The organism is Pseudomonas sp. 8(2025) (assembly GCF_052665325.1).
The window spans coordinates 13,564-39,143 of sequence record NZ_JBQOIE010000017.1; the positions used below are offsets into that span (position 1 = coordinate 13,564).

20 protein-coding genes and 2 riboswitches are annotated in these 25,580 nt (G+C 64.9%); of the genes, 9 read left to right on the top strand and 11 right to left on the bottom strand.

The window, feature by feature from the left end; all coding sequences use genetic code 11:
• Positions 1-244: 244 nt before the first annotated feature.
• Together ACUXVH_RS26340 and ACUXVH_RS26345 are read right to left on the bottom strand one after the other, a co-directional pair.
• Positions 245-559: an SCP2 sterol-binding domain-containing protein gene (locus tag ACUXVH_RS26340; RefSeq protein ID WP_011061945.1), complete on the bottom strand. Its 315-nt coding sequence runs from the start codon at positions 557-559 to the stop codon at positions 245-247.
• 51 nt (positions 560-610) lie between these two features.
• Positions 611-1,321, bottom strand: coding sequence for a histidine phosphatase family protein (locus ACUXVH_RS26345; RefSeq protein WP_019094330.1), 711 nt, complete (start codon positions 1,319-1,321; stop codon positions 611-613).
• A gap of 203 nt (positions 1,322-1,524) precedes the next feature.
• Here ACUXVH_RS26345 and sohB point away from each other — a divergent pair, with 203 nt between their 5' ends.
• Positions 1,525-2,559, top strand: coding sequence for a protease SohB (sohB, locus tag ACUXVH_RS26350; protein ID WP_065364351.1), 1,035 nt, complete (start codon positions 1,525-1,527; stop codon positions 2,557-2,559).
• 309 nt (positions 2,560-2,868) lie between these two features.
• Here the strand turns inward: sohB and ACUXVH_RS26355 are convergent, their stop codons facing one another.
• Positions 2,869-3,363, bottom strand: a complete 495-nt coding sequence (locus ACUXVH_RS26355; RefSeq protein ID WP_065364350.1) for a DUF934 domain-containing protein — start codon at positions 3,361-3,363, stop codon at positions 2,869-2,871.
• On the bottom strand, positions 3,347-5,005 hold the full coding sequence (locus ACUXVH_RS26360; RefSeq protein ID WP_011061941.1) for a nitrite/sulfite reductase: 1,659 nt from the start codon (positions 5,003-5,005) through the stop codon (positions 3,347-3,349). Before ACUXVH_RS26360 ends, ACUXVH_RS26355 begins: the two co-directional genes overlap by 17 nt.
• A 596-nt stretch (positions 5,006-5,601) precedes the next feature.
• Between ACUXVH_RS26360 and ACUXVH_RS26365 the strand changes: the two genes are divergently transcribed.
• Positions 5,602-6,687, top strand: a complete 1,086-nt coding sequence (locus tag ACUXVH_RS26365) for an ABC transporter substrate-binding protein (RefSeq protein WP_011061940.1) — start codon at positions 5,602-5,604, stop codon at positions 6,685-6,687.
• A gap of 7 nt (positions 6,688-6,694) precedes the next feature.
• Here the strand turns inward: ACUXVH_RS26365 and ACUXVH_RS26370 are convergent, their stop codons facing one another.
• Together ACUXVH_RS26370 and metH are read right to left on the bottom strand one after the other, a co-directional pair.
• Positions 6,695-6,916, bottom strand: coding sequence for a DUF2970 domain-containing protein (locus tag ACUXVH_RS26370; protein ID WP_015636084.1), 222 nt, complete (start codon positions 6,914-6,916; stop codon positions 6,695-6,697).
• 139 nt (positions 6,917-7,055) lie between these two features.
• Positions 7,056-10,766, bottom strand: coding sequence for a methionine synthase (gene metH / locus ACUXVH_RS26375; RefSeq protein WP_065364348.1), 3,711 nt, complete (start codon positions 10,764-10,766; stop codon positions 7,056-7,058).
• A gap of 154 nt (positions 10,767-10,920) precedes the next feature.
• Between metH and ACUXVH_RS26380 the strand changes: the two genes are divergently transcribed.
• Together ACUXVH_RS26380 and nfuA are read left to right on the top strand one after the other, a co-directional pair.
• A complete protein-coding gene (locus tag ACUXVH_RS26380; protein ID WP_065364347.1) occupies positions 10,921-13,212 on the top strand; it encodes a fatty acid cis/trans isomerase in 2,292 nt (763 codons plus the stop codon).
• Positions 13,213-13,354: 142 nt separating this feature from the next.
• Positions 13,355-13,939, top strand: a complete 585-nt coding sequence (nfuA, locus tag ACUXVH_RS26385; protein ID WP_011061936.1) for a Fe-S biogenesis protein NfuA — start codon at positions 13,355-13,357, stop codon at positions 13,937-13,939.
• Between the two features lie 202 nt (positions 13,940-14,141).
• Here the strand turns inward: nfuA and cobM are convergent, their stop codons facing one another.
• From cobM to ACUXVH_RS26405, 4 genes are all read right to left on the bottom strand, one after another.
• Positions 14,142-14,888: a precorrin-4 C(11)-methyltransferase gene (gene cobM, locus ACUXVH_RS26390; protein ID WP_019094335.1), complete on the bottom strand. Its 747-nt coding sequence runs from the start codon at positions 14,886-14,888 to the stop codon at positions 14,142-14,144.
• An 82-nt stretch (positions 14,889-14,970) separates the two neighbouring features.
• Complete coding sequence (locus ACUXVH_RS26395; RefSeq protein WP_011061934.1) at positions 14,971-15,384, bottom strand: cobalamin biosynthesis protein; 414 nt, start codon at positions 15,382-15,384, stop codon at positions 14,971-14,973.
• The gene (locus tag ACUXVH_RS26400; RefSeq protein ID WP_065364346.1) at positions 15,381-16,082 is read right to left on the bottom strand and encodes a CbtA family protein; all 702 of its coding nucleotides are present in this window, start codon (positions 16,080-16,082) and stop codon (positions 15,381-15,383) included. Before ACUXVH_RS26400 ends, ACUXVH_RS26395 begins: the two co-directional genes overlap by 4 nt.
• An 11-nt stretch (positions 16,083-16,093) precedes the next feature.
• The gene (locus tag ACUXVH_RS26405) at positions 16,094-16,282 is read right to left on the bottom strand and encodes a CbtB domain-containing protein (protein WP_011061932.1); all 189 of its coding nucleotides are present in this window, start codon (positions 16,280-16,282) and stop codon (positions 16,094-16,096) included.
• Between the two features lie 96 nt (positions 16,283-16,378).
• Positions 16,379-16,604: riboswitch (cobalamin riboswitch) on the bottom strand.
• A 141-nt stretch (positions 16,605-16,745) separates the two neighbouring features.
• A riboswitch (cobalamin riboswitch) is annotated at positions 16,746-16,957 on the top strand.
• Positions 16,958-17,055: 98 nt separating this feature from the next.
• On the opposite strand from ACUXVH_RS26405, the gene cobW reads away from it, so the two are divergent.
• The 4 genes from cobW to ACUXVH_RS26425 all read left to right on the top strand — a co-directional run bounded on the left by cobW (position 17,056) and on the right by ACUXVH_RS26425 (position 23,692).
• Positions 17,056-18,126 (top strand): cobalamin biosynthesis protein CobW, encoded by a 1,071-nt coding sequence (cobW, locus tag ACUXVH_RS26410; protein WP_011061931.1) that lies wholly within the window; start codon positions 17,056-17,058, stop codon positions 18,124-18,126.
• Between the two features lie 3 nt (positions 18,127-18,129).
• Positions 18,130-21,903, top strand: a complete 3,774-nt coding sequence (gene cobN, locus ACUXVH_RS26415) for a cobaltochelatase subunit CobN (protein ID WP_065364344.1) — start codon at positions 18,130-18,132, stop codon at positions 21,901-21,903.
• 131 nt (positions 21,904-22,034) lie between these two features.
• On the top strand, positions 22,035-23,042 hold the full coding sequence (locus tag ACUXVH_RS26420) for an ATP-binding protein (RefSeq protein WP_065364343.1): 1,008 nt from the start codon (positions 22,035-22,037) through the stop codon (positions 23,040-23,042).
• Positions 23,043-23,095: 53 nt separating this feature from the next.
• On the top strand, positions 23,096-23,692 hold the full coding sequence (locus ACUXVH_RS26425) for a vWA domain-containing protein (RefSeq protein ID WP_073698944.1): 597 nt from the start codon (positions 23,096-23,098) through the stop codon (positions 23,690-23,692).
• Here the strand turns inward: ACUXVH_RS26425 and ACUXVH_RS26430 are convergent.
• Positions 23,674-23,766 carry a hypothetical protein gene (locus tag ACUXVH_RS26430; RefSeq protein ID WP_370505793.1) on the bottom strand — a complete coding sequence of 31 codons (93 nt, stop codon included), beginning with the start codon at positions 23,764-23,766 and terminating at the stop codon, positions 23,674-23,676. The two genes, ACUXVH_RS26425 and ACUXVH_RS26430, sit on opposite strands and share 19 nt — an antisense overlap.
• Positions 23,767-23,873: 107 nt before the next feature.
• Between ACUXVH_RS26430 and ACUXVH_RS26435 the strand changes: the two genes are divergently transcribed.
• Positions 23,874-25,520 (top strand): phospholipase D-like domain-containing protein, encoded by a 1,647-nt coding sequence (locus ACUXVH_RS26435; protein WP_065364341.1) that lies wholly within the window; start codon positions 23,874-23,876, stop codon positions 25,518-25,520.
• Positions 25,521-25,580: the final 60 nt, after the last annotated feature.

Sequence of the window (25,580 nt, forward strand, 5' to 3'; positions counted from 1 at the left end):
GAGTGATGGCGGTATGGCAGGTGGCTCCGGCTGAGCCGTCCCTGGCCGCGATGGAAGGCGCAAGAGTAGAGGGGCGTTGCGGGGTGGGAACTGACCGAGATCAATCAAGCGTCTCGCCTGAAATGCCAGCCGCCCAGCGGTATTGATTCAGGGCAAAGGCACGGGCCAGAGCGGTTGCGGCAGCCAGAAACGACGAATCCCGCCACAGGGGCGGGATTCGGGTACAGCCGGACCTTGCGCGGTCTTAGGCTGGGAACAGCTCGCTCAGTTTCATGGCCAGCATCATGTCGCCTTCGGCGCGCAGCTTGCCGCCCATGAAGGCTTGCATGCCGTCGGTCTCGCCGCTGACGATGCCGTCCAGGGTCTCGCCGTCCATCACCAGGGTGACCTGGGCGTCCGGGTTCTCGCCTTCCTTGAGTTCGCAGGTGCTGTCCTTGACGACCAGCGAGAAATGCTTGGAGTCATCGATGCGGAAACCGAAAACCAGGTCCAGGCCGGCAGCGGCAGCTGGGTTGAACTTGGCTTGCATGGCTTGTACGGCGTCAGCTACGGAGGTCATGGTTTGATCCTTTTATGGGGTGGTTACAGCAAGGGTCACAGTAAGCCGGGCTCAACGGAAGGTGATGAGCTCCGGGGCCTTCAACAGTTGCAGATGGGCATGACCGTTGAAGGAAGCCAGGGACACCTCGCGACCGCGGAACTTCAGCTGGTTGAGCGAGGTGTTGACGATTTGCCAATTGAGTTCGAAAGCCTGCTGGGCGGGCATCCGGGTAATCAGGTGGAGCAGGGCGGTTATGGTGCCGCCGGAGGTGAACACGGCGATCTTCTGCTGGTTGTTGGCTGCTTCGAGAATCCGTTGCAGGCCGCCCTGGACCCGTTCGACAAAACCCAGCCAGCTTTCCAGGCCCGGCGGGTCGTAGGTGCCGGCCAGCCAGCGCTGGATGATCAGGGCGAAGATGCGCTGGAACTCACCGCGGTTCTGCGCGGCGTTGCGCAGGATGTTCAGGGCTTCGGGTTCCTGGGGCAGCAGGTCGGGCAACAGGGCGCGGATGATGGCGTCGGCATCGAATTCGTTGAAGGCGGAATCTATTTCCAGGGCCGGGCTGTCAAAGCCTGCGGCGCTCATCTGTTCCAGAGCGGCCTGGGCGGTGTGCTGCTGGCGCCGCAGATCGCCGGACAGGCAGCGATCGAAGCCGATGCCCAGCGCTGCCAGGTGCTCGCCGAGCACCGCCGCCTGGCGCACGCCAGTGGCCGACAGCACGTCGTAGTCGTCTGCACCGAAGGAGGCTTGGCCATGTCGAATCAAGTAGATGCTGCCCACGTCCGCGTCATCCCGGTACGTTGAAAGTTTTGCGAGGTTATGAGGATGCCGGTGAGCTGTCAATGAAAAAACATACGCTTGTTTGAAATGATTGTTGGAGCTTGGTTACACAAGGTTTCCCGACTGGTGGCCGACCAGTCGCGCCGGTATGCTTTAGCCCATTACGCCGCTCGTTGGCAGCGGTCCATGTTTGAGGAGTCCCTGTGGAGTTTATCGCCGAATATGCCAGTTTCCTGGCCAAGACCGTGACCCTGGTGGTCGCCATCCTGGTGGTACTGATCACCGCCGCTGCGCTGCGCAGCAAGGGGCGGCGCAAGGGTGTGGGGCAGTTGCAGGTCAGCAAGCTGAATGATTTCTACAAGGAGCTGCGCGAGCGCCTGGAGCAGAGCCTGCTGGACAAGGATCAGCTCAAGGCCCTGCGCAAGGCCAAGAGCAAGACCGAAAAGAGCCAGAAGAAGCAAAAGAAACAGCCGGCCGAGGCCAAGCCCCGGGTCTTCGTGCTGGACTTCAATGGCGACATCAAGGCTTCGGCCACCGAAGGGCTGCGCCATGAAATCACTGCCCTGCTGAGCCTGGCAACGCCCAAGGATGAAGTGGTGCTGCGCCTGGAGAGCGGTGGCGGCATGGTCCATAGCTACGGGCTGGCTTCGTCGCAGCTGGCGCGTATCCGCCAGGCTGGCGTGCCGCTGACGGTGTGCATCGACAAGGTAGCGGCCAGCGGCGGCTACATGATGGCCTGCATCGGTGAAAAGATTATCAGCGCGCCGTTCGCCATCCTCGGTTCCATTGGCGTGGTGGCCCAGTTGCCCAACGTCAATCGCCTGCTGAAGAAGCACGACATCGATTTCGAAGTGCTGACCGCCGGTGAGTACAAGCGCACCTTGACGGTGTTTGGCGAAAATACCGAGAAGGGCCGGGAGAAATTCCAGGAAGACCTGGACGTCACCCATCAACTGTTCAAGAACTTCGTTTCCCGCTATCGCCCGCAACTGGCCATTGATGAAGTGGCCACTGGTGAAGTCTGGCTGGGCGTGGCGGCGCAGGAAAAACTGCTGGTGGACGAGTTGCAGACCAGTGACGAATACCTGGCGGACAAGGCCAAGAGTGCCGAGGTCTTCCACTTGCACTATGCCGAGCGCAAGAGCCTGCAAGAGCGGGTAGGGCTGGCGGCCAGCGGCTCCATCGACCGCGTGCTGCTGACCTGGTGGAGCCGCCTGACCCAACAGCGCTTCTGGTAACCCCCCGGCCTCGTAGGCGCTGGCTTTGTAGGAGCTGGCTTTGTAGGAGCTGGCTTGCCAGCGAAGGCGATCGCAAGACTTGCACAAGGCCCGAGGGCCTTTTCGCCGGCAAGCCGGCTCCTACAGGAGTGCGTCGTTTGCGGGCGTCTGCTGTAGGAGCTGGCTTGCCAGCGAAGGCGGTTGCAAGCTTTGCACAAGGCCCGAGGGCCTCTTCGCCGGCAAGCCGGTTCCTGCGGTAGGTGGGAGGCGCGGAAACAAAAAAGCCCTGGAGCGGGAAACCGTTCCAGGGCTTTTTGTTGGCGCCAGGGCTTAGCGGCGACGGAACAGCGGCAGCGGTTCGTCTGTGGCGGCCTGGTAGGTCACCGAGAAGTCCTTGAGGCTTTCCAGGGCTTCGTAGGGGTCCTTGTCGGCCCGCAGTGCATAGGCATCGAAGCCGCAACGGTGCAGGTAGAACAGCTGGTCGCGCAACACGTCGCCAATCGCTCGCAACTCGCCCTTGTAGCCGTAGCGGTCACGCAGCAGGCGGGCGTTGGAGTAGTTGCGGCCATCGGTGAAGGCCGGGAAGTTCAGGGCAATCACCTGGAACTGCTCGACGTCGTCACCGATTTCCTCGGCTTCTTCGTCCGCATCCAGCCATACGCCCAGGCCGCCATCGCGGGCCTTGAGGGCGTTAGCATGCTCGCGCCACAGGGCCAGTGGCACGATCAGGTCGTCGCAGTTGGAAATGCCGTCGAGGGTCGCGTCCTTGGGCAGCAGGTGCCAGGTTTCGTCGATGACCTCGTTGTTCTTAATGATTCGCTGCATAGACGCGCTCCTTGAAGAGGTCGATGCCAATACGTTGATAGGTGTCGATGAAGCGTTCGTCTTCGGTACGTTGTTCCACGTACACGTCGATCAGCTTCGAGATCACGTCGGGCATGTCGTCCTGGGCGAAGGACGGGCCGAGGATCTTGCCCAGGCTGGCATCGCGGCTGGCGCTGCCACCCAGGGACACCTGGTAGAACTCCTCGCCTTTCTTGTCCACCCCGAGGATGCCGATATGGCCCACGTGGTGGTGGCCGCAGGCGTTCATGCAACCGGAGATGTTCAGGTCCAGTTCGCCGATGTCGAACAGGTAGTCCAGGTCGTCGAAACGGCGCTGGATGGATTCGGCGATCGGGATCGACTTGGCGTTGGCCAGGGAGCAGAAGTCGCCGCCCGGGCAGCAGATGATGTCGGTCAAAAGGCCGATGTTCGGCGTGGCGAAGCCGTTCTCCCGCAACTCGCCCCACAGGGTGAACAGTTGGCTCTGCTCGACGTCGGCGAGAATGATGTTCTGCTCGTGGGAGGTGCGCAGCTGGCCGAAACTGTAACGGTCGGCCAGGTCGGCGATGGCGTCGAACTGCTTGTCGGTAACGTCTCCCGGCGCTACGCCGGTGGGCTTGAGCGACAGGGTCACGGCCACGTAGCCCGGCTTCTTGTGGGCCAGGGTGTTGCGCGTGCGCCAGCGGGCAAAGCCCGGGTGCTGCTGGTCCAGGGCGGCCAGTTCGGCGTCCTGATTGCTCAGGGTCTTGTAGTCCGGGTCGACGAAGTGCTTGGCCACGCGATGCACTTCGGCATCGGTCAGGGTGGTCTGGCCGCCGCGCAGGTGGGCCATCTCGGCCTCGACCTTCTCGGCGAACACTTCAGGGGTCAGGGCCTTGACCAGGATCTTGATCCGCGCCTTGTACTTGTTGTCACGCCGGCCGTAGCGGTTGTAGACCCGCAGGATGGCGTCGAGGTAGCTCAGCAGGTCCTGCCAGGGCAGGAACTCGTTGATGAAGGCACCGACCACCGGGGTACGGCCCAGGCCGCCACCCACCAGCACGCGGAAACCCAGCTCGCCGGCGGCGTTGTACACAGGCTCAAGGCCGATGTCATGGACTTCGATGGCCGCGCGGTCAGAGGTCGAGCCGTTGATGGCGATCTTGAACTTGCGCGGCAGGTAGGCAAATTCCGGGTGGAAGGTAGTCCACTGGCGGACGATCTCGCACCAGGGGCGTGGGTCGATCAGCTCGTCGGCGGCAACACCGGCGAACTGGTCGGTGGTGACGTTGCGCAGGCAGTTGCCGCTGGTCTGGATCGCGTGCATCTGCACGGTGGCCAGTTCGGCGAGGATGTCCGGGATGTCTTCCAGGGCCGGCCAGTTGAACTGCACGTTCTGCCGGGTACTGATGTGCGCGTAGCCCTTGTCGTAGTCGCGGGCGATCTTGGCCATCATCCGCGCTTGGCGCGAGGTCAGTTGGCCGTAAGGCACGGCGACCCGCAGCATCGGGGCAAAACGTTGGATATAAAGGCCATTCTGCAGGCGCAGGGGGCGGAATTCTTCTTCGCTCAGCTCGCCTGCCAGATAGCGTCGGGTCTGATCACGGAACTGCTTGACGCGGTCCTCGATGATCCGCTGATCGTACTCGTCGTATACGTACATATAGGTCCAGTTCTCAGGCTACAGGCGGCGCTCAAGCGCACTTGGCAAATACTGCGGTGAACGGCTTCGGTACGCTGCTCGGACTGGCGTCCAGCGCGGTTTTCGCCGGTCTCACCTCGTCTTGCCTTCGTTCACGCTTCACGCCACCCATGTAAGCAAATCTGCGCGCACGGCCGCGCACTCCCAACGGAGCCGCCGAACGATACCAGTTTGCGGTTATGCGCAAAAGTGATGTTTGAGTATATGCACAGAACCAAAACGACTAACGGTAGGGGCGTGAGAGTAACCCCATTTGTGGTAGGGGCAATCCTGGTCTTAACTGTGGACGTGTCTTTGAGCAGTCACCGACAAAATCTACTAGAGGCGATGCTATGAGCCATCCAACCAAAGTAAGGAAAAGTGACAGTAGCGTTGATGCTTGGGCCATTCTCTTTCTGATCATACTGGTCGTGGGTACGGCCGTGTTCTGGGTCAGTCACCAGTAGTCGAGCGATAAAAAAGAGCCTGAATTGTCGGACAATCATGACAATTTGCCGCCGTTGGCCAGCACTTTGCCAGTTATACTGCCTGGGCGAAATTCTGGGGCTCTTCTCGTAATGTTCAAGCGTCTGTGCAAGTGGCTGTTGTGCCTGAGTCTGCCGTTCTGGGCGGTCGCTCATGCCACATCGGTGGTGTTTCTCAATCCCGGCAATTCCACGGAGACCTTCTGGGTCAGTTATTCGCAGTTCATGCAGGCCGCGGCCCGGGACCTGGGGCTTGACCTGCGCATCCTCTATGCCGAGCGCGATCCGCAGAACACTCTGCAGCAGGCCCGGGAGCTGTTCCAGGGCCGCGACAAACCCGATTACCTGATGCTGGTGAACGAACAGTACGTGGCTCCGCAGATCCTGCGTCTGTCCCAGGGCTCCGGGATCAAGCTGTTTATCGTCAACAGCCCTTTGACCCTGGACCAGCGGGAACTGATCGGGCAGAGCCGGCAGAACTATTCGGACTGGATCGGCAGCATGGTGGGCGACGATGAGGAAGCCGGCTACCGCATGCTCAAGGAGCTGCTGCACAAGCTTGGGCCGGTCCCGGCAGGGCACGGCATCGAACTCCTTGCATTTTCCGGGCTCAAGGTCACACCTGCGGCGCAGTTGCGCGAGCGCGGCTTGCGCCGGGCCCTGGCCGAACATCCGCAGGTGCATTTGCGTCAGTTGGTCTATGGCGAATGGAACCGGGAGCGCGCCTACCGCCAGGCGCAACAGTTGCTCAAGCGCTACCCGAAAACCCAACTGGTCTGGTCGGCCAATGACGAAATGGCCCTGGGGGCCATGCAAGCGGCCCGGGAACTGGGCCGCAAGCCGGGAACGGATCTGCTGTTCAGTGGAGTCAACAGTTCGCCCGAGGCCTTGCAGGCCCTGATCGACGGCAAGTTGTCGGTGCTGGAGGCGGGGCACTTCACCCTGGGGGGCTGGGCCCTGGTGGCGTTGCACGATGATGCCCTGGGGCTGGACGCCCGGCGCCTGGGCGGGCCGGATTGGCAGCTGTCGCTGTTCCAGGCATTGACCCCGGCCCAGGCCCGGCAGTTGTTGCGCCTGGGGGATCAGGTGGGCACCAGGGTCGATTTTCGCGGGCTGTCCGCCCAAGGCAAGCCGGACAGCTACCGCTATCCCTTCGGTTTGCAGCTGTTGCTGCGCTGACGCCGCTTCAGACCCCCGCCAGGTGCATCGCCAGGTTGGCGATGCCCAGCAGCACCAGAACAAACAGGGTGGTGAACAGAATGCCCAGCACGATGAAGTGGCTGGGCTTGCCGTGGCTGAAGTCGCGGGCGCGGTTCTTCCCGCTCTGTACGCCGAAGGCGGCGGCCAGCACGCTTTGCAGCATCTGCAGGAAGGTCGGAGGCTGATTGTCCTTGCTTGGATCGTCCATAAATCCCTCGACACGGTTGGGTGTCAACAGAGCATAGACAATGCCGCCCGGGGTGGCGGGCGGTTGCAGGAATGGGCTTGCCAGCGAAGAGGCCCCGGGGACCGCCTTCGCCGGCAAGCCGGCTCCTGCACAACGTGGGTCAGTTGTCGTAGCCCAGGTTGGGTGCCAGCCAGCGTTCGCTCACGGCCAGGTCCTGGCCCTTGCGTTCGGTGTAGCTCTGGACCTGGTCCTGGTCGACCTTGCCCACGGCGAAGTACTGCGCCTGTGGGTGAGCGAAGTACCAGCCGCTGACGGCGGCCGCCGGGAACATGGCGAAGTGCTCGGTAAGGAACACGCCGCTACGGCCGGCACGGCCTTCGCTGGCCTCGGGGTCGAGCAGGGCGAACAGGGTGCTCTTCTCGGTGTGGTCCGGGCAGGCCGGGTAGCCCGGGGCAGGGCGGATACCGCTGTACTGCTCCTTGATCAGCGCCTCGTTGTCCAGTTGTTCGTCCTTGGCATAACCCCAGTACTCCTTGCGCACCTGCTGGTGCAGCCACTCGGCGCAGGCTTCGGCCAGGCGATCGGCCAGGGCCTTGACCATGATCGAGTTGTAGTCGTCGCCGGCATCCTGGTAGGCCTTGGCCACTTCTTCGGCGCCGATTCCGGCGGTGGTGATGAAGCCGCCGACGTAGTCGGTGACGCCGCTGTCCTTGGGCGCGACGAAGTCGGCCAGGGAGAAGTTCGGCTTGCCATCGGTCTTGATGATCTGCTGGCGCAGGTGGTGCAGGCGCGCCAGGGGCTGGCCGTCATCGCCGTAGACTTCCAGGTCGTCGTCCTGCACCTGGTTGGCCGGCCAGAAGCCGAACACGGCGCGGGCGCTGATCAGCTTTTCGTTGATCAGCTTGTCGAGCATTTCCCGGGCGTCCTTGTACAGCGCGGTGGCAGCTTCGCCCACCACCTCGTCTTCAAGGATGCGCGGGTACTTGCCGGCCAGGTCCCAGGAGATGAAGAACGGCGTCCAGTCGATGTATTCGGCCAGCACCTTGAGGTCGATGTTGTCCAGCACCCGGGCGCCGGTGAAGGCCGGTTTGACCGGCTGGTAGCTGCTCCAGTCGAACTGCGGCTTCTTGGCGATGGCCGCCGGGTAGCTCAGGCGCTCGGTGCGGGCGCTGCGGTTGGCGGTGCGCTCGCGCACTTCCACGTATTCCTCGCGGGTCTTCTGCACGAAGCCGGCCTTGAGCTCCTTGGACAGCAATTGGGTGGCCACGCCCACCGCGCGGGAGGCGTCGGTGACGTAGACCACCGCGTCATTGCTGTACTTGGGCTCGATCTTCACCGCGGTGTGGGCCTTGGAGGTGGTGGCGCCACCGATCATCAGCGGCAGGTGGAAATCCTGGCGCTGCATCTCGCGGGCGACGTGGACCATCTCGTCCAGGGACGGGGTGATCAGCCCGGACAGGCCGATGATGTCGCACTTCTGCTCCTTGGCCACCTGGAGGATCTTCTCCGCCGGCACCATCACCCCGAGGTCGACGATGTCGTAGCCGTTGCAGCCCAGGACCACGCCGACGATGTTCTTGCCGATGTCGTGCACGTCGCCCTTGACCGTGGCCATGAGGATCTTGCCCTTGGCTTCCGGCTTGTCGCCTTTTTCCAGCTCGATGAAGGGAATCAGGTGGGCCACCGCCTGTTTCATGACCCGGGCGGATTTAACCACCTGGGGCAGGAACATCTTGCCGGCGCCGAACAGGTCGCCGACCACGTTCATGCCGGACATCAGCGGGCCTTCGATCACCTCGATCGGGCGGCTGAAGCTCTGGCGCGACTCTTCGGTGTCTTCGACGATATGGGTGGTGATGCCCTTGACCAGCGCGTGTTCCAGGCGCTTGTTGACTTCCCAGCCGCGCCATTCCTCGGTTTCCGCTTCCTTGACGCTACCGTCGCCCTTGAACTGGTCGGCGATGGCCAGCAGCGCGTCGGTGCCGTTGGGCGTGCGGTTGAGCACCACATCTTCCACGGCGTCGCGCAGCTGTTGCGGAATCTGGTCGTAGATCTCCAGCTGGCCGGCGTTGACGATGCCCATGGTCAGGCCGTTGCGGATTGCATACAGCAGGAACACCGAGTGGATCGCCTCGCGCACCGGGTTGTTGCCGCGGAACGAGAACGACACGTTGGACACACCGCCGGAGCTAAGGGCATAGGGCAGCTCGTCGCGGATGTAGGCGCAGGCGTTGATGAAATCAACGGCGTAGTTGTTGTGTTCCTCGATGCCGGTGGCTACGGCGAAGATGTTCGGGTCGAAGATGATGTCTTCCGGTGGGAAGCCCACTTCATTGACCAGGATGTCGTAGGAGCGCTTGCAGATTTCCTTCTTGCGCGCCTCGGTATCGGCCTGGCCGACCTCGTCGAAGGCCATCACCACCACGGCGGCGCCGTAGCGCTTGCACAGCCTGGCATGGTGAATGAACTGCTCGACGCCTTCCTTCATGCTGATGGAGTTGACGATGCCCTTGCCCTGGATGCACTTGAGGCCGGCCTCGATCACTTCCCACTTGGAAGAGTCGATCATGATCGGCACGCGGGAGATGTCCGGCTCCCCGGCGATCAGATTGAGGAAGGTCACCATGGCCTTCTTCGAATCCAGCATCCCCTCGTCCATGTTGATGTCGATCACCTGGGCGCCGGCTTCCACCTGCTGCAGGGCGACTTCCAGGGCTTCGGTGTAGTTGTCCTCGCGGATCAGCCGGGCGAACTTGGCCGAGCCGGTGATGTTGGTGCGCTCGCCGACGTTCACGAACAGCGAGTTGCGATCGATGGTGAAGGGCTCCAGGCCCGACAGGCGGCAGGCCTTGGGGATGTCCGGGATCTGTCGCGGGGCATAACCGGCCACGGCCTTGGCGATGGCGCCGATATGCCCCGGGGTGGTGCCGCAGCAGCCGCCGACGATGTTGAGGAAGCCGCTCTGGGCGAACTCTTCGATGACCTTGGCGGTTTGTTCCGGCAACTCGTCGTACTCGCCGAACTCGTTCGGCAGGCCGGCGTTGGGGTGCGCCGAGACGTGGGTGCTGGCCTTGTTCGACAGCTCTTCCAGATAGGGGCGCAGCTCGCTGGCGCCCAGGGCGCAGTTCAGGCCCACCGAGATCGGCTTGGCGTGGGCCACGGAGTTCCAGAAGGCTTCGGTGGTCTGGCCGGAGAGGGTGCGCCCGGAAGCATCGGTGATGGTCCCGGAAATCATGATCGGCAGTTCGAAGCCCAACTCCTCGAACACGCCCTGCACGGCGAAGATCGCGGCCTTGGCGTTCAAGGTGTCGAAGATGGTCTCGATCAGGATCAGGTCGGCACCGCCTTCGATCAGGCCCTTGGTGGCCTCGGTGTAGTTTTCCACCAGTTCATCGAAGGTGACGTTACGGTAGCCGGGGTTGTTGACGTCCGGCGACAGCGAGCAGGTGCGGCTGGTCGGGCCCAGGACGCCAGCGACGAAACGTGGCTTGTCCGGGGTCTCGAGGGTTTTCGCGTCCGCCACCTTGCGCGCCAGGCGGGCGCCTTCTACGTTCAATTCGTAGACCAGTTCTTCCATGCCGTAGTCGGCCTGGGACACTTGGGTGGCGTTGAAGGTGTTGGTCTCGAGGATGTCGGCACCGGCATCCAGGTAGGCTTTTTCGATGGCGCCGATCACGTCCGGGCGGGTCAGCACCAACAGGTCGTTGTTGCCCTTGACGTCGCTGGGCCAGTCGGCGAAGCGCTTGCCACGGTAGTCATGTTCTTCGAGCTTGTAGCTCTGGATCATGGTGCCCATGCCGCCATCGAGAATCAGAATGCGCTCTTTGAGGGCTTGCTGGAGGGCGTGGAGGCGAGCACTGCGATCGGACATGAGAACTACCTAGTAAGGCCATTACGAAGGGCGGCGATCATAGCAAACCTGCATGGTTTTGCGGCATGCGTGGTTTTTGCATGAATATCGTTCATGTTGGTCGAGGGGTGAGACCGGTAGAATCGCGGCGTTTTTTTCTTTCGGGACCAGGGACATGCCGTTTCGTTTTATCGTCAGCAGCGCGCTGCTGCTTCTGAGTTCAGTGTGCCTGGCACAAGGTCCGGCGCCGGCGATTTCCTATACCCGCGACATCCAGCCGATCTTTACCGAGAAATGCGTGGCCTGTCATGCCTGTTACGACTCCGCCTGTCAGCTCAACCTGGGCAGTGGTGAAGGGGCCAGCCGCGGTGCTTCGAAGATTCCGGTGTACGACGGCGAGCGCAGCAAGGCCCAAGCGCCTACGCGGCTGTTCTATGACGCCACTGGCCAGCGTGCCTGGCAGCAGAAGGGCTTCTATTCGGTGCTTGACGCCCAAGGCAGCCAGGCGGCGCTGATGGCGCGCATGCTGGAACTGGGCCATCGCACCCCGCTGCAACCCAACGCCAAGTTGCCCAGCGAGATCGCCCTGGGCCTGAGCCGCGAGAACATGTGCCCGCAGCCGGCGGAGTTCGACGCCTATGCCGGGGCTCACCCCAAGGAAGGCATGCCCCTGGCGGTCACCGGCCTGACCGATCAGCAATACCTGACCCTGCAACGCTGGCTGGCCTCGGGCGCGCCCATCGACGAGCAAGGCCTGGCCCCCAGTGCCCGGGAAAGCCTGCAAGTGGCTCAGTGGGAAAACCTGCTCAACGCCCCTGGCGCCCGGGAGAGCCTGGTGGCGCGCTGGCTCTACGAACACTTGTTCCTCGCCCATCTCTATTTTGAAGGCGGAGAGCCGGGGCATTTCTTCCAGTGGGTGCGTTCCCGTACCCCCAGTGGCCAGCCCATCGACCTGATCAACACCCGTCGCCCCAACGACGACCCGGGCACCCAGGTGTACTACCGCCTGTGGCCGGTGCAAGGGGTGATCGTGCACAAGACCCATATCACCTACCCGCTGAGCGCGGCGAAGATGGCCCGAGTCAAGACCCTGTTCTACAGCGGCGACTGGCAGGTCACGGCCCTGCCGGGCTACGGGCCGGCGCGCCGGGCCAACCCGTTCGAGACCTTCGAGGCGATTCCGGCCAAGGCCCGCTACCAGTTCATGCTGGATAACGCCGAATACTTCGTGCGCACCTTTATCCGTGGCCCGGTGTGCCGCGGGCAGATCGCCACCGACGTGATCCGCGACAACTTCTGGGCGCTGTTCCAGGCCCCCGAACATGACCTGTACATCACCGACCCGGCCTATCGCGGCCAGGCCACGCCGTTGCTGGCCATGCCCGGGCAGAACGACGACGTCGGCAGCGTGCTCAGCCTGTGGCTGGCCTATCGCGACAAGCGCAACGAGTACGAGGCCCTGCGCCGCGATTCCTATGCCGATTCGCCGGCGCCCAGCTGGTCGACCCTGTGGGCCGGCAACGACAACGCGCTGCTGAGCATCTTCCGCCACTTCGACAGCGCCTCGGTGACCAAGGGCCTGATCGGCGAAGTGCCACAGACGATGTGGCTGTTCGACTACCCGCTGCTGGAGCGCACCTACTATCAATTGGCGGTGAACTTCGACGTGTTCGGCAACGTCTCCCACCAGGCCCAGACCCGGTTGTACTTCGACCTGATCCGCAATGGCGCGGAGCAGAACTTCCTGCGCCTGATGCCCACCGGCACTCGCGAGGATTTCCTCGACGATTGGTACCAGAACAGTGGCAAGTTCAAGATGTGGCTGGATTACGAGTCCATCGACGACGACAAGCGCAGCGCGCTGAAGCTCGACCTCAAGGACCCGAAAAAGGACTTCGCCAACCAGTTGCTGGCCCGCTATGGCGACCTCAACGCCAAGCCGGATCCGATCAACCGCTGTGACAGCGCCTACTGCTCACGCCCGAACATCGACCCGGCGCTGCAGGATGCCGAGCAGGCCCTGAGCCGCCTGGCATCGCGCCCGGCGGCGGGCCTCAAGGTCATCGAACAGTTGCCGGAAGCGACCCTGCTGCGTGTCCAGACCGCCAGCGGTAAGCGCGAGTTCTACAGCATGCTGCGCAACCGCGCCCACAGTAACGTGGCCTTCATGCTCGGCGAGTCGCTGCGCTATCAGCCGGGGCTGGACACCCTGACCATATTCCCGGGGATTCTCAGCAGCTATCCGAACTTCATGTTCAACGTACCGGCCGGGCAAGTGCCGGAGTTCGTCGACGCCATGCAGGCGGCCCGGGACGCCGCCAGCTTCGAGAAGATCGTCGAGCGCTGGGGCATCCGCCGCAGCCATCCGCAGTTCTGGCAGTACTTCCATGACCAGACCCGCTACCTGCAGGAAACCGACCCGGTGGAAGCCGGGGTCCTGGACATGAACCGTTACGAAAACCTCTGACATAGAGCTGTGATCGTCCCCGGACTGCGCCTTGGCGCGGTCCGGGGACGCTCTATACCAAAGTCTATCCCGACAAAAATACTAGGACTTTGTCAGCGGCTTGGATTGGCGTAAACTGCGCCCACGTCTGCGAGGAACCACCATGAGCGCCATAACCATTACCGACGCCGCCCACGATTATCTGGCTGATCTGCTATCCAAGCAGAACACCCCGGGGATTGGCATCCGCATCTTCATCACCCAGCCAGGGACTCAGTACGCCGAGACCTGCATCGCCTATTGCAAGCCGGGCGAAGAGAAACCCGAAGACAAGGCCCTGGGCCTGAAAAGCTTCACCGCCTACATCGACGCCTTCAGCGAAGGTTTCCTCGATGATGCGGTGGTCGACTACGCCACCGACCGCATGGGCGGCCAGCTGACCATCAAGGCGCCCAACGCCAAGGTGCCGATGGTCAATGCCGACAGCCCGGTCAACGAGCGCATCAACTACTACCTGCAAACCGAGATCAACCCGGGGCTGGCCAGCCACGGCGGCCAGGTCAGCCTGATCGACGTGGTCGAGGACGGCATTGCTGTGTTGCAGTTCGGCGGCGGTTGCCAGGGCTGCGGCCAGGCCGACGTGACCTTGAAGGAAGGCATCGAGCGCACCCTGCTCGAGCGCATTCCGGAGCTCAAGGGCGTACGTGACGTCACCGACCACACGCAGAAAGAAAACGCCTACTACTAAGGCGTTCGCTGCGACTTGAAAAAACGGCGCCCCGTGAGCGCCGTTTTTTTATGCCCCCAAGCCAGCTCCTACAAAGCGTCCAGCGCGGCAACATAGGAACTCCCACCTCGTAGGAGCCGGCTTGCCGGCGAATGGGCCCTCAAGCCTTGCACGATGCCAAGATCGCCTTCGCTGGCAAGCCAGCTCCTACACAGGGTGTGTGTCAGGGGCGATAGAGGTGTGCGTGCCCGGCGCGGTACAGCGACGATTCGCTGAATGCATCCGTGGCGAGCACCCGGCCCACCAGGATCAGTGCCGTGCGCCGAAAACCCTTGGCCGCCACCTGATCGACGATGTCCGCCAGGGTTCCCAGGGCCCAGTCCTGATCCGGCCAGGTGGCGCGGTGCACCACTGCAATCGGGCAGTCTGCGCCGTAGTGGGGCAGCAACTCGGCAACGATCTTCGATAGGTGATTGACCCCCAGGTGGATGGCCATGGTGGCGCCGTGGGCCGCCAGGCTGGCGAAATCCTCGCCGGCAGGCATCGCGGTCTTGTCCGCGTAGCGGGTAAGAATCACGCTTTGGGAGACGTCCGGCAGGGTCAGTTCGGCCCCCAGCAGGGCAGCGCAGGCGGCGGTGGCGGTGACCCCGGGGATGATCTCGAAGGGGATGCCCAGCTCCCGCAGGCAGCGGATCTGCTCGCCGATGGCGCCATACAGGCTCGGGTCGCCGGAATGCACCCGGGCCACGTCCTGGCCCCGGGCATGGGCCTGCTTGATGGCCTCGATGATCTGCTCCAGGTGCAGTTCGGCGCTATTGATCACCCGCTCCGCGCGGTGCCCGTCGAGCACTGCCTGGGGGACCAGGGAGCCGGCGTAGATGATCACCGGGCAACGATGGATCAGGCGCTGGCCCTTGACGGTGATCAGTTCCGGGTCGCCGGGGCCGGCGCCGATGAAATAGACAGTCATGGCTGTGTCCTGTGAAAAAAGGTCGGGAGCCGTGCTTCAGATGAAGATTGCTCATGATCGAAGGCGGGAATTATCGGGGATTCTACCGGGCGGCGACCAATGCCAGGGTGGCCTGGGCGTATTTCTGCCGGGGAACAAGCAGTGTGGCCGGGCCGGGTGACAGCTGTTCGGCCAGGGCCAGGGCGGCACTTTCGGCCACGCCGTAGCAGCCGGTACGTTCGAAGGCGATTTGCGAGCGGTGGCTCAGGCGCAGGGCAAAGGGGGCGAGCTGGCCGCTGCTGAAACAGGTCAGCGGCAGTTCCAGTTGCTCCGCCAGTTGCAGCAGGCCGGGTTCGTTGCGCTTGAGGTCGATGCTGGCCAGGGCCAGGACCTGTCGGGCCTGCCACTGGTGCGCCGCCAGGACCTGGTCGAGCAAGGCGCGCAGCGTGGTCACCGGGCAGCCTTTCTGGCAGCCCAGGCCGACCACCAGGGTCGGCGCTGCGCTCACTTCGATCATGCCGAGTACTGGCCCGCGCTCTTGCGCCGGAACAACCAGGCGCTGATCAGCCCGAGGGCCAGCCAGAAGGCCGCATTGGTCAGCTGCGAGGCGATCTTGAATTGCGCTTCCAGTTCTTCCGGGGCCAGCATCGAATGCACTTCCGGCTGCGGCGCGCCGATCACGTGGGGTACGGCGATGATGGCCGCGCCCAGGACCTTCAGCAGCCAGTTGCGGGCGAACACGATCAGGGCAATGCCCACAGCGGTGGAGGCGGCGGTGCCGACCCACCAGATCTGCCGCTGTGCCAGGTCGGCTGCGGCGGTGCCCGGCAGTTCCGGCGGCAGGCCCAGGGTCGGCGCCAGGCAGAAGGTGGCATAGCCGGCCAGGCCCCAGAGCAGGCCCTGGGACGTGCGGTTCGGCGCGCGCAGGGTGTAGAGGCCGGCCAGCATCAGGGCGAAGCCCACGGCCACCACCAGGTTGCCTCCGGTGGTGGACAGCACGCGCTGCCAGCCGTCTTCCGGCTCCCAGGCTTCGGCATCGTGGCTGTGGGCGGCCATGGCGCCTTCGACGTGCTCATGGACTTCGGCCGCGGGGGCCTTTTCATAGGTTTCCGCCTGCAGGATCAACGGGGCGACCCAGAAGCTTTGCAGCAGGGTCAGCAGCAGGGCGGCCAAGAGGCCGGTGAAACCTGCGGTTTGCGCGATACGCTTGATCATGTCGGCAGGTCTCAATGGCAAGGGAAGGCGGCGCTGTGGCGGGTGTCGTGGGCCGCGTTGTGCACCGCCTCGATGTGGGAGAAGCCGGCGAAGTACACCAGGCACGCGCCGAGGATCGAGGCGCCGATGGCGGCCACCAGGCGCTGGCTCAGGGTGGAGGTCGTGCTGGCGGAGTGGCTGGTGCTGCTGATGATCGACATGGCGCTTCCCTCTGGAGTGTCAGCGGGGTAGAGGCGCAGGAAAACCCCGCGTGATGGCCACGCAGGGTTTGCAACAGCGCCCGCCCACCGCGGGTTGTTATGTAAGTGTTGCGGGCCGGTCTCCGGGCTTGCGAGGGGCAGGGCTGTGTCATGCCGTGCCAGCAAGTGTCGCCTTCCCATGCCTTGGCACAGTGGATCTGACACTTCGCTCGCTTACCGTTGCGGGGGCAGCACCGGACTGGCCACGGCTTTTTAGTTAAGCACGTGATTCACCGGTTTCCCGTTTCACCCTGTAAGGGGCACCCGTAACAAGGTGTGTAGGAGATCATGGGCGGGGCAGGGGCGTCAATTGCCGTGACCGCTGCGCAGGTGTGCGCCGCGCTCGCGCAAGGTTCAATGGCTCTTTCGCCGGCAAGCCGGCTGCTACGGGCGCATTGTCGATTGACCGTCCCCCTGGCTCTGCGTAGCCTTGCGCTTTCGAGGTTCTTCGGCCACGGGTCGAAGCTAAGAAGGGAACGCGGTCGATGCCGCGGCTGCCCCCGCAACTGTGAAGGGTTCGATTGCTGCAAGGCCACTGCATGGGCGTCGACGACGCCGGTGGGAAGGCGCAGCAATCGCCGGTCCGACGACTGGCAAGCCCTCAGCCAGGAGACCTGCCTCGATCCAAGATTCTCACTACAACCGGGCGGGGTGATCCGGTGGCGAAATCTCCGCGCGCCCGGCGTTGCGGTTCTCGTCCCGTTTGCCCGCCTCCTTTTGCCAAAGGGCATCCGATGAAAACACTGGCCAAACTTCCCGTCACCATCGTCACCGGCTTCCTTGGCTCGGGTAAGACCACCTTGCTCCGGCACATGCTGGACAACGCCCAGGGCCGGCGCATTGCGGTGATCGTCAACGAATTCGGCGAGCTGGGCATCGACGGCGAAATCCTCAAGCAATGCGCCATCGGCTGCACCGAGGAAGAGGCCAGCGGCCGAGTCTACGAGCTGGCCAACGGTTGCCTGTGCTGTACCGTGCAGGAGGAGTTCTTCCCGGTGATGCGCGAACTGGTGGCGCGCCGTGGCGACCTGGACCACATCCTCATCGAGACCTCCGGCCTGGCGCTGCCCAAGCCTCTGGTCCAGGCCTTCCAGTGGCCGGAAATCCGCAGTGCCTGCACCGTCGATGCGGTGATCACCGTGGTCGACAGCCCGGCCGTGGCCGCCGGCACCTTCGCCGCCTTCCCCGATCAAGTGGACGCCCAGCGCAAGCTCGACCCCAACCTGGACCACGAATCGCCGCTGCATGAGCTGTTCGCCGACCAGCTGTCCAGCGCCGACCTGGTGATCCTCAACAAGACCGACCTGATCAGCCCCGAAGACCTGGCCAAGGTGCGCCTGGAAGTGGCCGAGGAGCTGCCGCCGGCGGTCAAGGTCATCGAAGCCAGCAGCGGTCGCCTGCCCCTGGATGTGCTGCTGGGCCTGGGTGCCGGTTCCGAGGAACACATCGACGGCCGCCACAGCCATCACGACCATCACCATGACGGCGATGACGATCACGACGACCACGATCACGACGCCTTCGATTCCATCTCCATCGAGCTGCCCCAGGCCGACGAAAGCCTGCTGCTGGACGCCCTGACCCAACTGGTGGTCAAGCACGGCATCCTGCGGGTCAAGGGTTTCGCCGCGATCCCCAACAAGCCGATGCGCCTGCTGATCCAGGGCGTGGGCACGCGCTTCGACAAGCACTTCGACCGCAAGTGGGGCGCCGACGAGGCCCGTACCACGCGCCTGGTGCTGATCGGCCAGGAACTGGACGCCGCCCAGCTCGAAGCGCAACTGCGCGCCGCACTCAGCGTCTAAGCCATGCACCTGCTCAGGACCCAGCCCGGCGGTTTCGTGTCGGATGACAACATTGCCGACCTGGGACAAACCCCCGCCGAGCTGGTGATCCTGTGCAGCGGCGATTCCAGCCTGGCGCTGCTGGCGGACGCCGCCGAGCAATTGCCCGAGGACTACCCCAGCTTTCGCCTGGCCAATCCGATGCAGGTGCAGAACCACGCCTCGGTGGACCTGTATGTGGACCAGGTGCTGCGCCACGCCAAGGTCATCCTGATTTCCCTGCACGGTGGCATCGCCTACTGGCGCTACGGCGTCGAGCAGTTGGTGGAGCTGTCCAGGCGCGGGGTGCAGTTGATCCTGGTGCCGGGGGACGACCGCCCGGACCCGGAACTCAGCGACTTGAGCACGGTGGCTGCCGGCGAGCGCGACCGCCTGTGGCAGTTTTTGCGCCAGGGCGGGCGTGACAACGCGCTGAATTTCTACCGCTGCCTGGCCAGCGGCCTGTTGGGGCGCGACTACCCCTGGAGCGAACCGCAGGCCCTGCCACGCACGGCGATCTACCACCCGCACAAAAGCCAGGCTGCCCTCAGTGACTGGCAGGCCGACTGGCAGCCGGGGCAAGCCGTGGCGGCGCTGCTGTTCTACCGCTCCCACCTGCAGGCGGCCAACACCGGCTTTATCGACCTGTTCTGCCAGCGCTTGCTGGCGGCGGGCCTCAACCCCTTGCCGATAGCGGTGGCCAGCCTCAAGGAACCGGGCTGCCTGAGCCAGGTGGAAGACTGGCTGGATGAAACCGCGGCCGGGGTGATCCTCAATACCACCGGCTTTGCCCAGTCCAGCCCCGAAGCCCCGCACCTGCGGCCGTTCCGCCGCAATATTCCGGTGATCCAGGCGATCTGCGCCCAGGACAACGAACCGGGCTGGCGTGACAGCGAGCAGGGCCTGGGGCCGCGGGACCTGGCCATGCACATCGCCTTGCCGGAACTGGACGGGCGCATCATCAGCCGGCCCATCAGCTTCAAGGACCTGGCCTGGCGCAGCGAGCGCAGCCAGTCGGACGTGGTCTGCTATCGCGGCCAGCCCGAACGCATGGATTTCGTCGCCGAACTGGCCCGGCGCTGGGTCGAACTGGGGCGCCTGGACAACGGCCACAAACGCGTGGCCCTGGTACTGGCCAACTACCCGACCCGGGACGGGCGCATCGGCAACGGCGTGGGCCTGGACACCCCGGCGGCGGCGCTGAACATCCTCAAGGCACTGCACGCCGAAGGCTATCCGCTGCCGGCCGAACTGCCGGCCAGCGGCACCGAGTTGATCCAGCAGTTGCTGGGTGGGGTGAGCAACGACCTGGACAGCCTCGACCAGCGCCCCTGCCAGCAAAGCCTGGCCATGGCCGACTACCTGACGCTGTTCCAGGCCCTGCCCGAAGCCAACCGCCAAGCGGTGCTGGCGCGCTGGGGCACGCCGCAGCAGGACCCGATGTGCCGCAACGGGCGGATGATGATCGCCGGCCTGCGCTTTGGCCTGACCTTCGTCGGTATCCAGCCGGCCCGGGGTTACCAGGTGGACCCCAGCGCGGTCTACCACGACCCGGACCTGGTGCCGCCCCATGGCTACCTGGCGTTCTACTTCTGGCTGCGCCAGGCCTACGGCGCCCACGCGCTGATCCATGTCGGCAAGCACGGCAACCTGGAATGGCTACCGGGCAAGGGCGTGGGGCTTTCCGAGCAATGCTGGCCGGATGCGCTGCTGGGGCCGTTGCCGAACATCTACCCCTTTATCGTCAACGACCCGGGGGAGGGCGCCCAGGCCAAGCGCCGCACCCAGGCGGTGATCATCGATCACCTGATGCCGCCCCTGACCCGCGCCGAGACCTATGGCCCGCTGCGCAACCTGGAACTGCTGGCGGACGAATACTACGAAGCCCAGTTGCTGGACCCGCGCCGGGCCCGGGAGCTGCAGCGGGACATCCTCAAGCTGGTGCGCGAGACCCATATCGACCGCGAGCTGCAACTGGGCGAACAGCTCGACAGCGACGCCGACGCCGCGCTCTGGCTGCCGCGCCTGGACACCTACCTGTGCGACCTCAAGGAATCGCAGATCCGCGATGGCCTGCACCTGTTCGGCGAGTCCCCCGAGGGGCGCTTGCGCATCGACACCCTGTTGGCCCTGCTACGCATTCCCCGGGGCGACGGCAAGGGCGCCCATGCCAGCCTGCTGCGGGCCCTGGCCAAGGCTTTCGGCCTGGGCTTCGACCCCCTGGACTGTGCCTTGGCCGAGCCCTGGACCGGGCGCCGCCCGCCCGTGCTGCAACAGTTGAGCGAGGCGCTGTGGCGCACCGCCGGTGACGTTCGCGAGCGCCTGGAGCTCTACGCCGCCGGGTTGATCGAAGCGGCGCTGCAAGGGCCCGTCCCACAGCTGGACGAGCCCGGCTGGGAGCCGGTGCAGAGCATCATCGACGGCCTGCGCGAGGTGGTCGCACCGCGTCTGGACGCCTGTGGCCCGGCGGAAATGCGCGGCCTGCTGGACGCCCTGAACGGGCGTTTCGTGCCTGCCGGCCCCAGTGGCGCGCCAAGCCGCGGGCGCCTGGACGTGCTGCCCACCGGGCGCAACTTCTACTCGGTGGATGTGCGCAACCTGCCCACCACCACCGCCTGGCGCATCGGTTTCCAGTCGGCCAACCTGATCCTCGAACGCCACTTGCAGGATCACGGCGACCACCTGCTGCAATTGGGCCTGTCGGTCTGGGGCACCGCCACCATGCGCACCGGTGGCGACGACATCGCCCAGGCCATGGCCCTGATGGGGGTACGCCCGGTGTGGGCCACCGGCAGCCAGCGGGTCGATGACTTCGAGATCCTGCCCCTGAGCCTGCTGGACCGGCCGCGGGTCGACGTAACCCTGCGGGTGTCCGGGTTCTTCCGCGATGCTTTCGCCAACCTGATCCGCCTGTTCGATGCGGCGGTGCAGGCGGTAGCGGCTCTCGATGAACCCGAGGACTTGAACCCGCTGGCGGCCAGGGTGCGTGCCGAGCGCGCGGCCCTGGAGGCGTCGGGGCTGGATGCCGACGCCGCCTCGCGCCAGGCCGGCTGGCGGATCTTCGGCGCCAAGCCGGGGGCCTATGGCGCCGGGGTCCAGGGCGCCATCGACGGCCGCCTGTGGCAGAGCCGCGAGGACCTGGCAGAGGTCTACCTGAACTGGGGTGGCTACGCCTATGGTGGCAGCGACGAAGGCACTGCCGCCCGCGAGCAGTTCGCCACCCGCCTGAGCCGGGTGCAGGCGGTGCTGCAGAACCAGGACAACCGCGAGCACGACCTGCTGGACTCCAACGACTACTACCAGTTCCAGGGCGGCATGCTGGCGGCGGTGGAAAGCCTCAGCGGCGCCAAGGCCGCCAGCTACCACGGCGACCACAGCCAGCCGGACCTGCCGAAGATCCGTACCCTCAAGGAAGAACTGAACCGGGTGATCCGTTCCCGGGCGGCCAACCCGAAGTGGATCGAAGGGGTCAAGCGCCATGGCTACAAGGGCGCCTTCGAAATGGCCGCGACCCTGGACAACCTGTTCGCCTTCGACGCCACCACCGAACTGATCGACGATCACCAGTACGCCTTGCTGGCCGATGCCTATCTGCTCGATGGCTCGACCCGCGAGTTCGTCCGCCAGCATAATCCCCACGCCCTGCGGGACATGACCGAGCGCCTGCTGGAAGCTCAGCAGCGTGGCCTGTGGCAAGAGCCTGGCGATTATCGTGAAGCCCTGGAACACCTGCTGCTGGATATAGAAGAAGATTCCTGAGGCGGCGAGTGCTGCGCACTCGATCGCCAGCAAGCTCGCTCCTACAGGGCTGGCATTGCCGTTGTAGGAGCGAGCTTGCTCGCGAAAGCGTCCTGCGGGACACCCCCCCCCGACCCAAGCGAGACCCTGACATGAGCGACACCCCACATTTCCCGCTGTCCGCCGTGGTCGGCGCCGAAGCACTGAAACTGGCCCTGTGCCTGACCGCCATCGACCCGAAGATCGGCGGCGTGCTGATCGAAGGCCCACGGGGCATGGCCAAGTCGACCCTGGCCCGGGGCCTGGCGGACCTGTTGGCCAGCGGGCAGTTCGTCACCTTGCCCCTGGGCGCCACCGAAGAGCGTCTGGTGGGCACCCTGGACCTGGACGCCGCCCTGGGCCAGGGCCGGGCGCAATTTTCTCCGGGGGTACTGGCCAAGGCCGACGGCGGCGTGCTCTACGTCGATGAAGTCAACCTGCTGCCTGACCACTTGGTGGACCTGTTGCTGGACGTGGCCGCCAGCGGCACCAACCTGATCGAGCGCGACGGTATTTCCCACCGCCATTCGGCGAAGTTCGTGCTGATCGGCACCATGAACCCGGAGGAGGGCGAACTGCGTCCGCAACTGCTGGACCGTTTTGGCCTCAACGTCGCCCTCAGCGGCCAGCCCGCGCCCCAGGAGCGCGGGCAGATCATTCGCCGCCGCCTGGATTTCGACAGCGATCCCCAGGGCTTCTGCGCCCAGTGGGCCGAACCCCAGACGGCATTGCGCGAGCGCTGCCAACAGGCGCGGGCCGCCCTGGCCAGCATCCCGCTGGACGACCAGGCCCTGGCGCTGATTACCGAGCGCTGCTTTGCTGCTGCCGTGGACGGCCTGCGCGCCGACCTGGTCTGGCTGCGCGCGGCCCGCGCCCATGCCGCCTGGCGTGGCGCCCCGGCGATTGCCGAGGAGGATATCGACGCCGTGGCCGAGTTCGCCTTGCGCCACCGGCGGCGGGAGACACCGCCCAGCGCGCCACAGTCCGGGCAAAGCCCCCAGGCACCGGCGGCATCCAACGCCAACCCCAGCGAAGGCCAGGGCCAATGGGGCGAAATGCCGGCCCAGGCCCTGCCCACCGGCGCCCGTCGTGAAGTGCCCAGCTGGCCAAAAAAGCCCTAGGCATCCGCCCCCGCACTGACCGGGGGGCGGATGCCAAGCCCCGGGCGGGGCACCTGGATCACGGCCGGCAAGGCAAAAGCCGCGAGGCCAGCGCCGGTTCGGTCAACTGGCCCGGCACCTTGCTCAAAGGCCGTCCACGGTTGCGTGCAGACCTGCTGTTTCGCTTGCGCAGCCGCTCGCCCCATGAGCTGTGGCTGGTGATAGTCGACGCGTCGGCCTCGACCCGCCGGCACAGCGCCCTGAGCGATGCCAAGGGCCTGCTGGCGCAACTGTTCGACGACGCCTACCGCCAGCGTGCACGCCTGGCCCTGCTCACTGCCAGCGGCCGTGCGCCGAGCTGGCAGGTCCAGGGCCTGAAGGCCTCCAGGGACCTGCGGCACTGGCTCGACGGCCTGGGTGCCGGCGGCGGCACGCCCTTGCCCCAAGCCCTGAACGAAGCGGCCCAGTGGCTGGAACAACGCCAACGGCGCCTGCCGGCGGAGCAGCAGCGCGTGCTGCTGATCACCGATGGCCGGCTGAAGAACCTGCCACCGCCCAGGTCCCTGAACTGCCCGACCTTGCTGCTCGACATCGAACGAGGCCCGATCCGCCTGGGCCGCGCCCGCGAACTGGCGACTCGGCTCAACGCTGTCTACCAGCCTATCGACTGACTACCTCCCCGACACACCGCACATCCCCCGTAGGAGCTGGCTTGCCAGCGAAAGCGTCCGGCCTGGCGGTGCAAGTCACAAGGGCCTCTTCGCCGGCAAGCCGGCTCCTACAGGGTTTTGCCTTGGCATGCCGGAGCGGGAAGCGGCTACGCTTTGCGCTGTCTTTCACAGGAGTGACTTCATGCGGGTACTGGTGCGTAACGACAAGGACGATTTCCGGGTCAAGGCCTATGCCGGAACCAACGGGGTGCTGCTGGCCATGGACCTGGATGCGTCGCGGCGCCAGGGCCTGTTGGGTTTTGCCATCGAAAAACAGACCGGCAGCAAGCCCTGGCTGTTTCTGTTCAACAGCCTGACCTTCCCCGGCAAGGCCCATACCTTCCCCCAATACAACGCCACCCCCAGCCATCAGGCGCCCCTGCAGAAATTCCGCTGGGCCGACTACGCGGTCAACCCCGGTGCCACCCTCAACTACCGGGTGCACCTGGCCTATGGCAGCCCGGACGCGCCGCAACTGGGCGAGTCCCTGCAGTTGAGCATCACCGCCGACAACGGCCAGCCTCCCGGCCAGCGGGTGATCTTCAACCGTGCGGTGGCTGCCAGCCAGGCGTTCTCGCGCAAGTTTCCCGAGCTCGATGCGTTGCTCAGCGCCAACAAGAACCTGCCCATCGAAAAATGGCCGGACGCGCCCCGCCAGTGGCTGGAAAACGGCCTGCTGGAGGCGCTGCTGGGGTTCATTCAGCGCGCCACGGACGCCAGCTGGAGCCTGGACATCGCCATCTACGAGTACCAGTTGCAGGCGATCATCGATGCCGTCAATGCGGCCTTCGACCGCGGCGTACAGGTGCGGGTGCTGTACCACGCCGCCCCCGGCGATGCCGACACCACGATGAACCAGGCCAGCCTGCAGCACCTGCCCGAGGCCAATAAGTGCGGGCGGGTGACCCACGCGATCTTCCACGACAAGTTCATCGTCCTCGGCCGCCTCGACGCCGCCGGCCAGCGCCAGCCGCAATCGGTGCTGTGCGGCAGCACCAACTTCACCGCCAATGGTGTCTACCGTCAGGCCAACGTGTTGCACAGCCTCGACCACGTGGACATCGCCACGCGCTACCTGGAGGTGTTCGAGCAGGTCTGGGCGACGCCGGCGGATGTCGGCGCCACGCGCACCTGGCTGACCCGGAACAACCCCATGCAGCCGCAGGCGCCGCTGTTCGCCGGGTTTTCCCCGCGCAGCGGCCAGGGCGACCTCGCGGAGTTCGTCGATATCATCAACGGCGCCCGCCGCGACCTGCTGTTCGTCACCGCCTTCGCCTTGCCCGACAGCATTCTCGATGCCTTGCTCGGCCAGCCCCACGACGATGTGTTGCGCTACGGCCTGCAGAACACCGCCAGCCGCATCACCGGTTTTCACGCCGACCGCACGGCCGAGTTCGCCGCCACCGCCTTGCTCAACAATGGCCTGGAGGGCTGGCTCAAGGAAGGGCTCAAAGGCCAGAAGGGCAACCTGCTGGTGCACACCAAGGCCATCGTCACCGACTTCACCAGCGAGGCGCCGGTGATCATCAGCGGCAGTCACAACCTCAGCGTCGGCGCGAGCCAGAGCAATGACGAGAACTTCCTGATCATCCGCGGCGACATCGACCTGGCGGACCGCTACGGCCTGGAGCTGCTGCGGTTCTACGAACACTACCGCTTCCGCTACTTCGCCAGGCAACTGGCCCTCAAGCAGGTCCAGCCCCTGGCGGTGGACGACAGCTGGAGCAACGCCTACTACCTGGAAGGGGATCTGCGCCAGCTGTCGCGGCTGCGTTTTTCCGGGCGCTGACCGGGGCTGCGAGCAGCCGCCACAAGGTTGGACAGGGCGCGCCCGACTGGGTAGTTTTCA

Coding starts and splice junctions, on each gene's coding strand:
- ACUXVH_RS26370 (WP_015636084.1), bottom strand. CDS start 6,916: ATGGACGATCCAAGCAAGGACAATCAGCCTCCGACCTTCCTGCAGATG.
- metH (WP_065364348.1), bottom strand. CDS start 10,766: ATGTCCGATCGCAGTGCTCGCCTCCACGCCCTCCAGCAAGCCCTCAAA.
- ACUXVH_RS26405 (WP_011061932.1), bottom strand. CDS start 16,282: ATGTCGATCATCAGCAGCACCAGCCACTCCGCCAGCACGACCTCCACC.
- cobN (WP_065364344.1), top strand. CDS start 18,130: ATGCACCTGCTCAGGACCCAGCCCGGCGGTTTCGTGTCGGATGACAAC.
- ACUXVH_RS26340 (WP_011061945.1), bottom strand. CDS start 559: ATGACCTCCGTAGCTGACGCCGTACAAGCCATGCAAGCCAAGTTCAAC.
- ACUXVH_RS26420 (WP_065364343.1), top strand. CDS start 22,035: ATGAGCGACACCCCACATTTCCCGCTGTCCGCCGTGGTCGGCGCCGAA.
- ACUXVH_RS26400 (WP_065364346.1), bottom strand. CDS start 16,082: ATGATCAAGCGTATCGCGCAAACCGCAGGTTTCACCGGCCTCTTGGCC.
- ACUXVH_RS26365 (WP_011061940.1), top strand. CDS start 5,602: ATGTTCAAGCGTCTGTGCAAGTGGCTGTTGTGCCTGAGTCTGCCGTTC.
- ACUXVH_RS26395 (WP_011061934.1), bottom strand. CDS start 15,384: ATGATCGAAGTGAGCGCAGCGCCGACCCTGGTGGTCGGCCTGGGCTGC.
- ACUXVH_RS26380 (WP_065364347.1), top strand. CDS start 10,921: ATGCCGTTTCGTTTTATCGTCAGCAGCGCGCTGCTGCTTCTGAGTTCA.
- cobM (WP_019094335.1), bottom strand. CDS start 14,888: ATGACTGTCTATTTCATCGGCGCCGGCCCCGGCGACCCGGAACTGATC.
- nfuA (WP_011061936.1), top strand. CDS start 13,355: ATGAGCGCCATAACCATTACCGACGCCGCCCACGATTATCTGGCTGAT.
- cobW (WP_011061931.1), top strand. CDS start 17,056: ATGAAAACACTGGCCAAACTTCCCGTCACCATCGTCACCGGCTTCCTT.
- ACUXVH_RS26435 (WP_065364341.1), top strand. CDS start 23,874: ATGCGGGTACTGGTGCGTAACGACAAGGACGATTTCCGGGTCAAGGCC.
- ACUXVH_RS26355 (WP_065364350.1), bottom strand. CDS start 3,363: ATGCAGCGAATCATTAAGAACAACGAGGTCATCGACGAAACCTGGCAC.
- ACUXVH_RS26360 (WP_011061941.1), bottom strand. CDS start 5,005: ATGTACGTATACGACGAGTACGATCAGCGGATCATCGAGGACCGCGTC.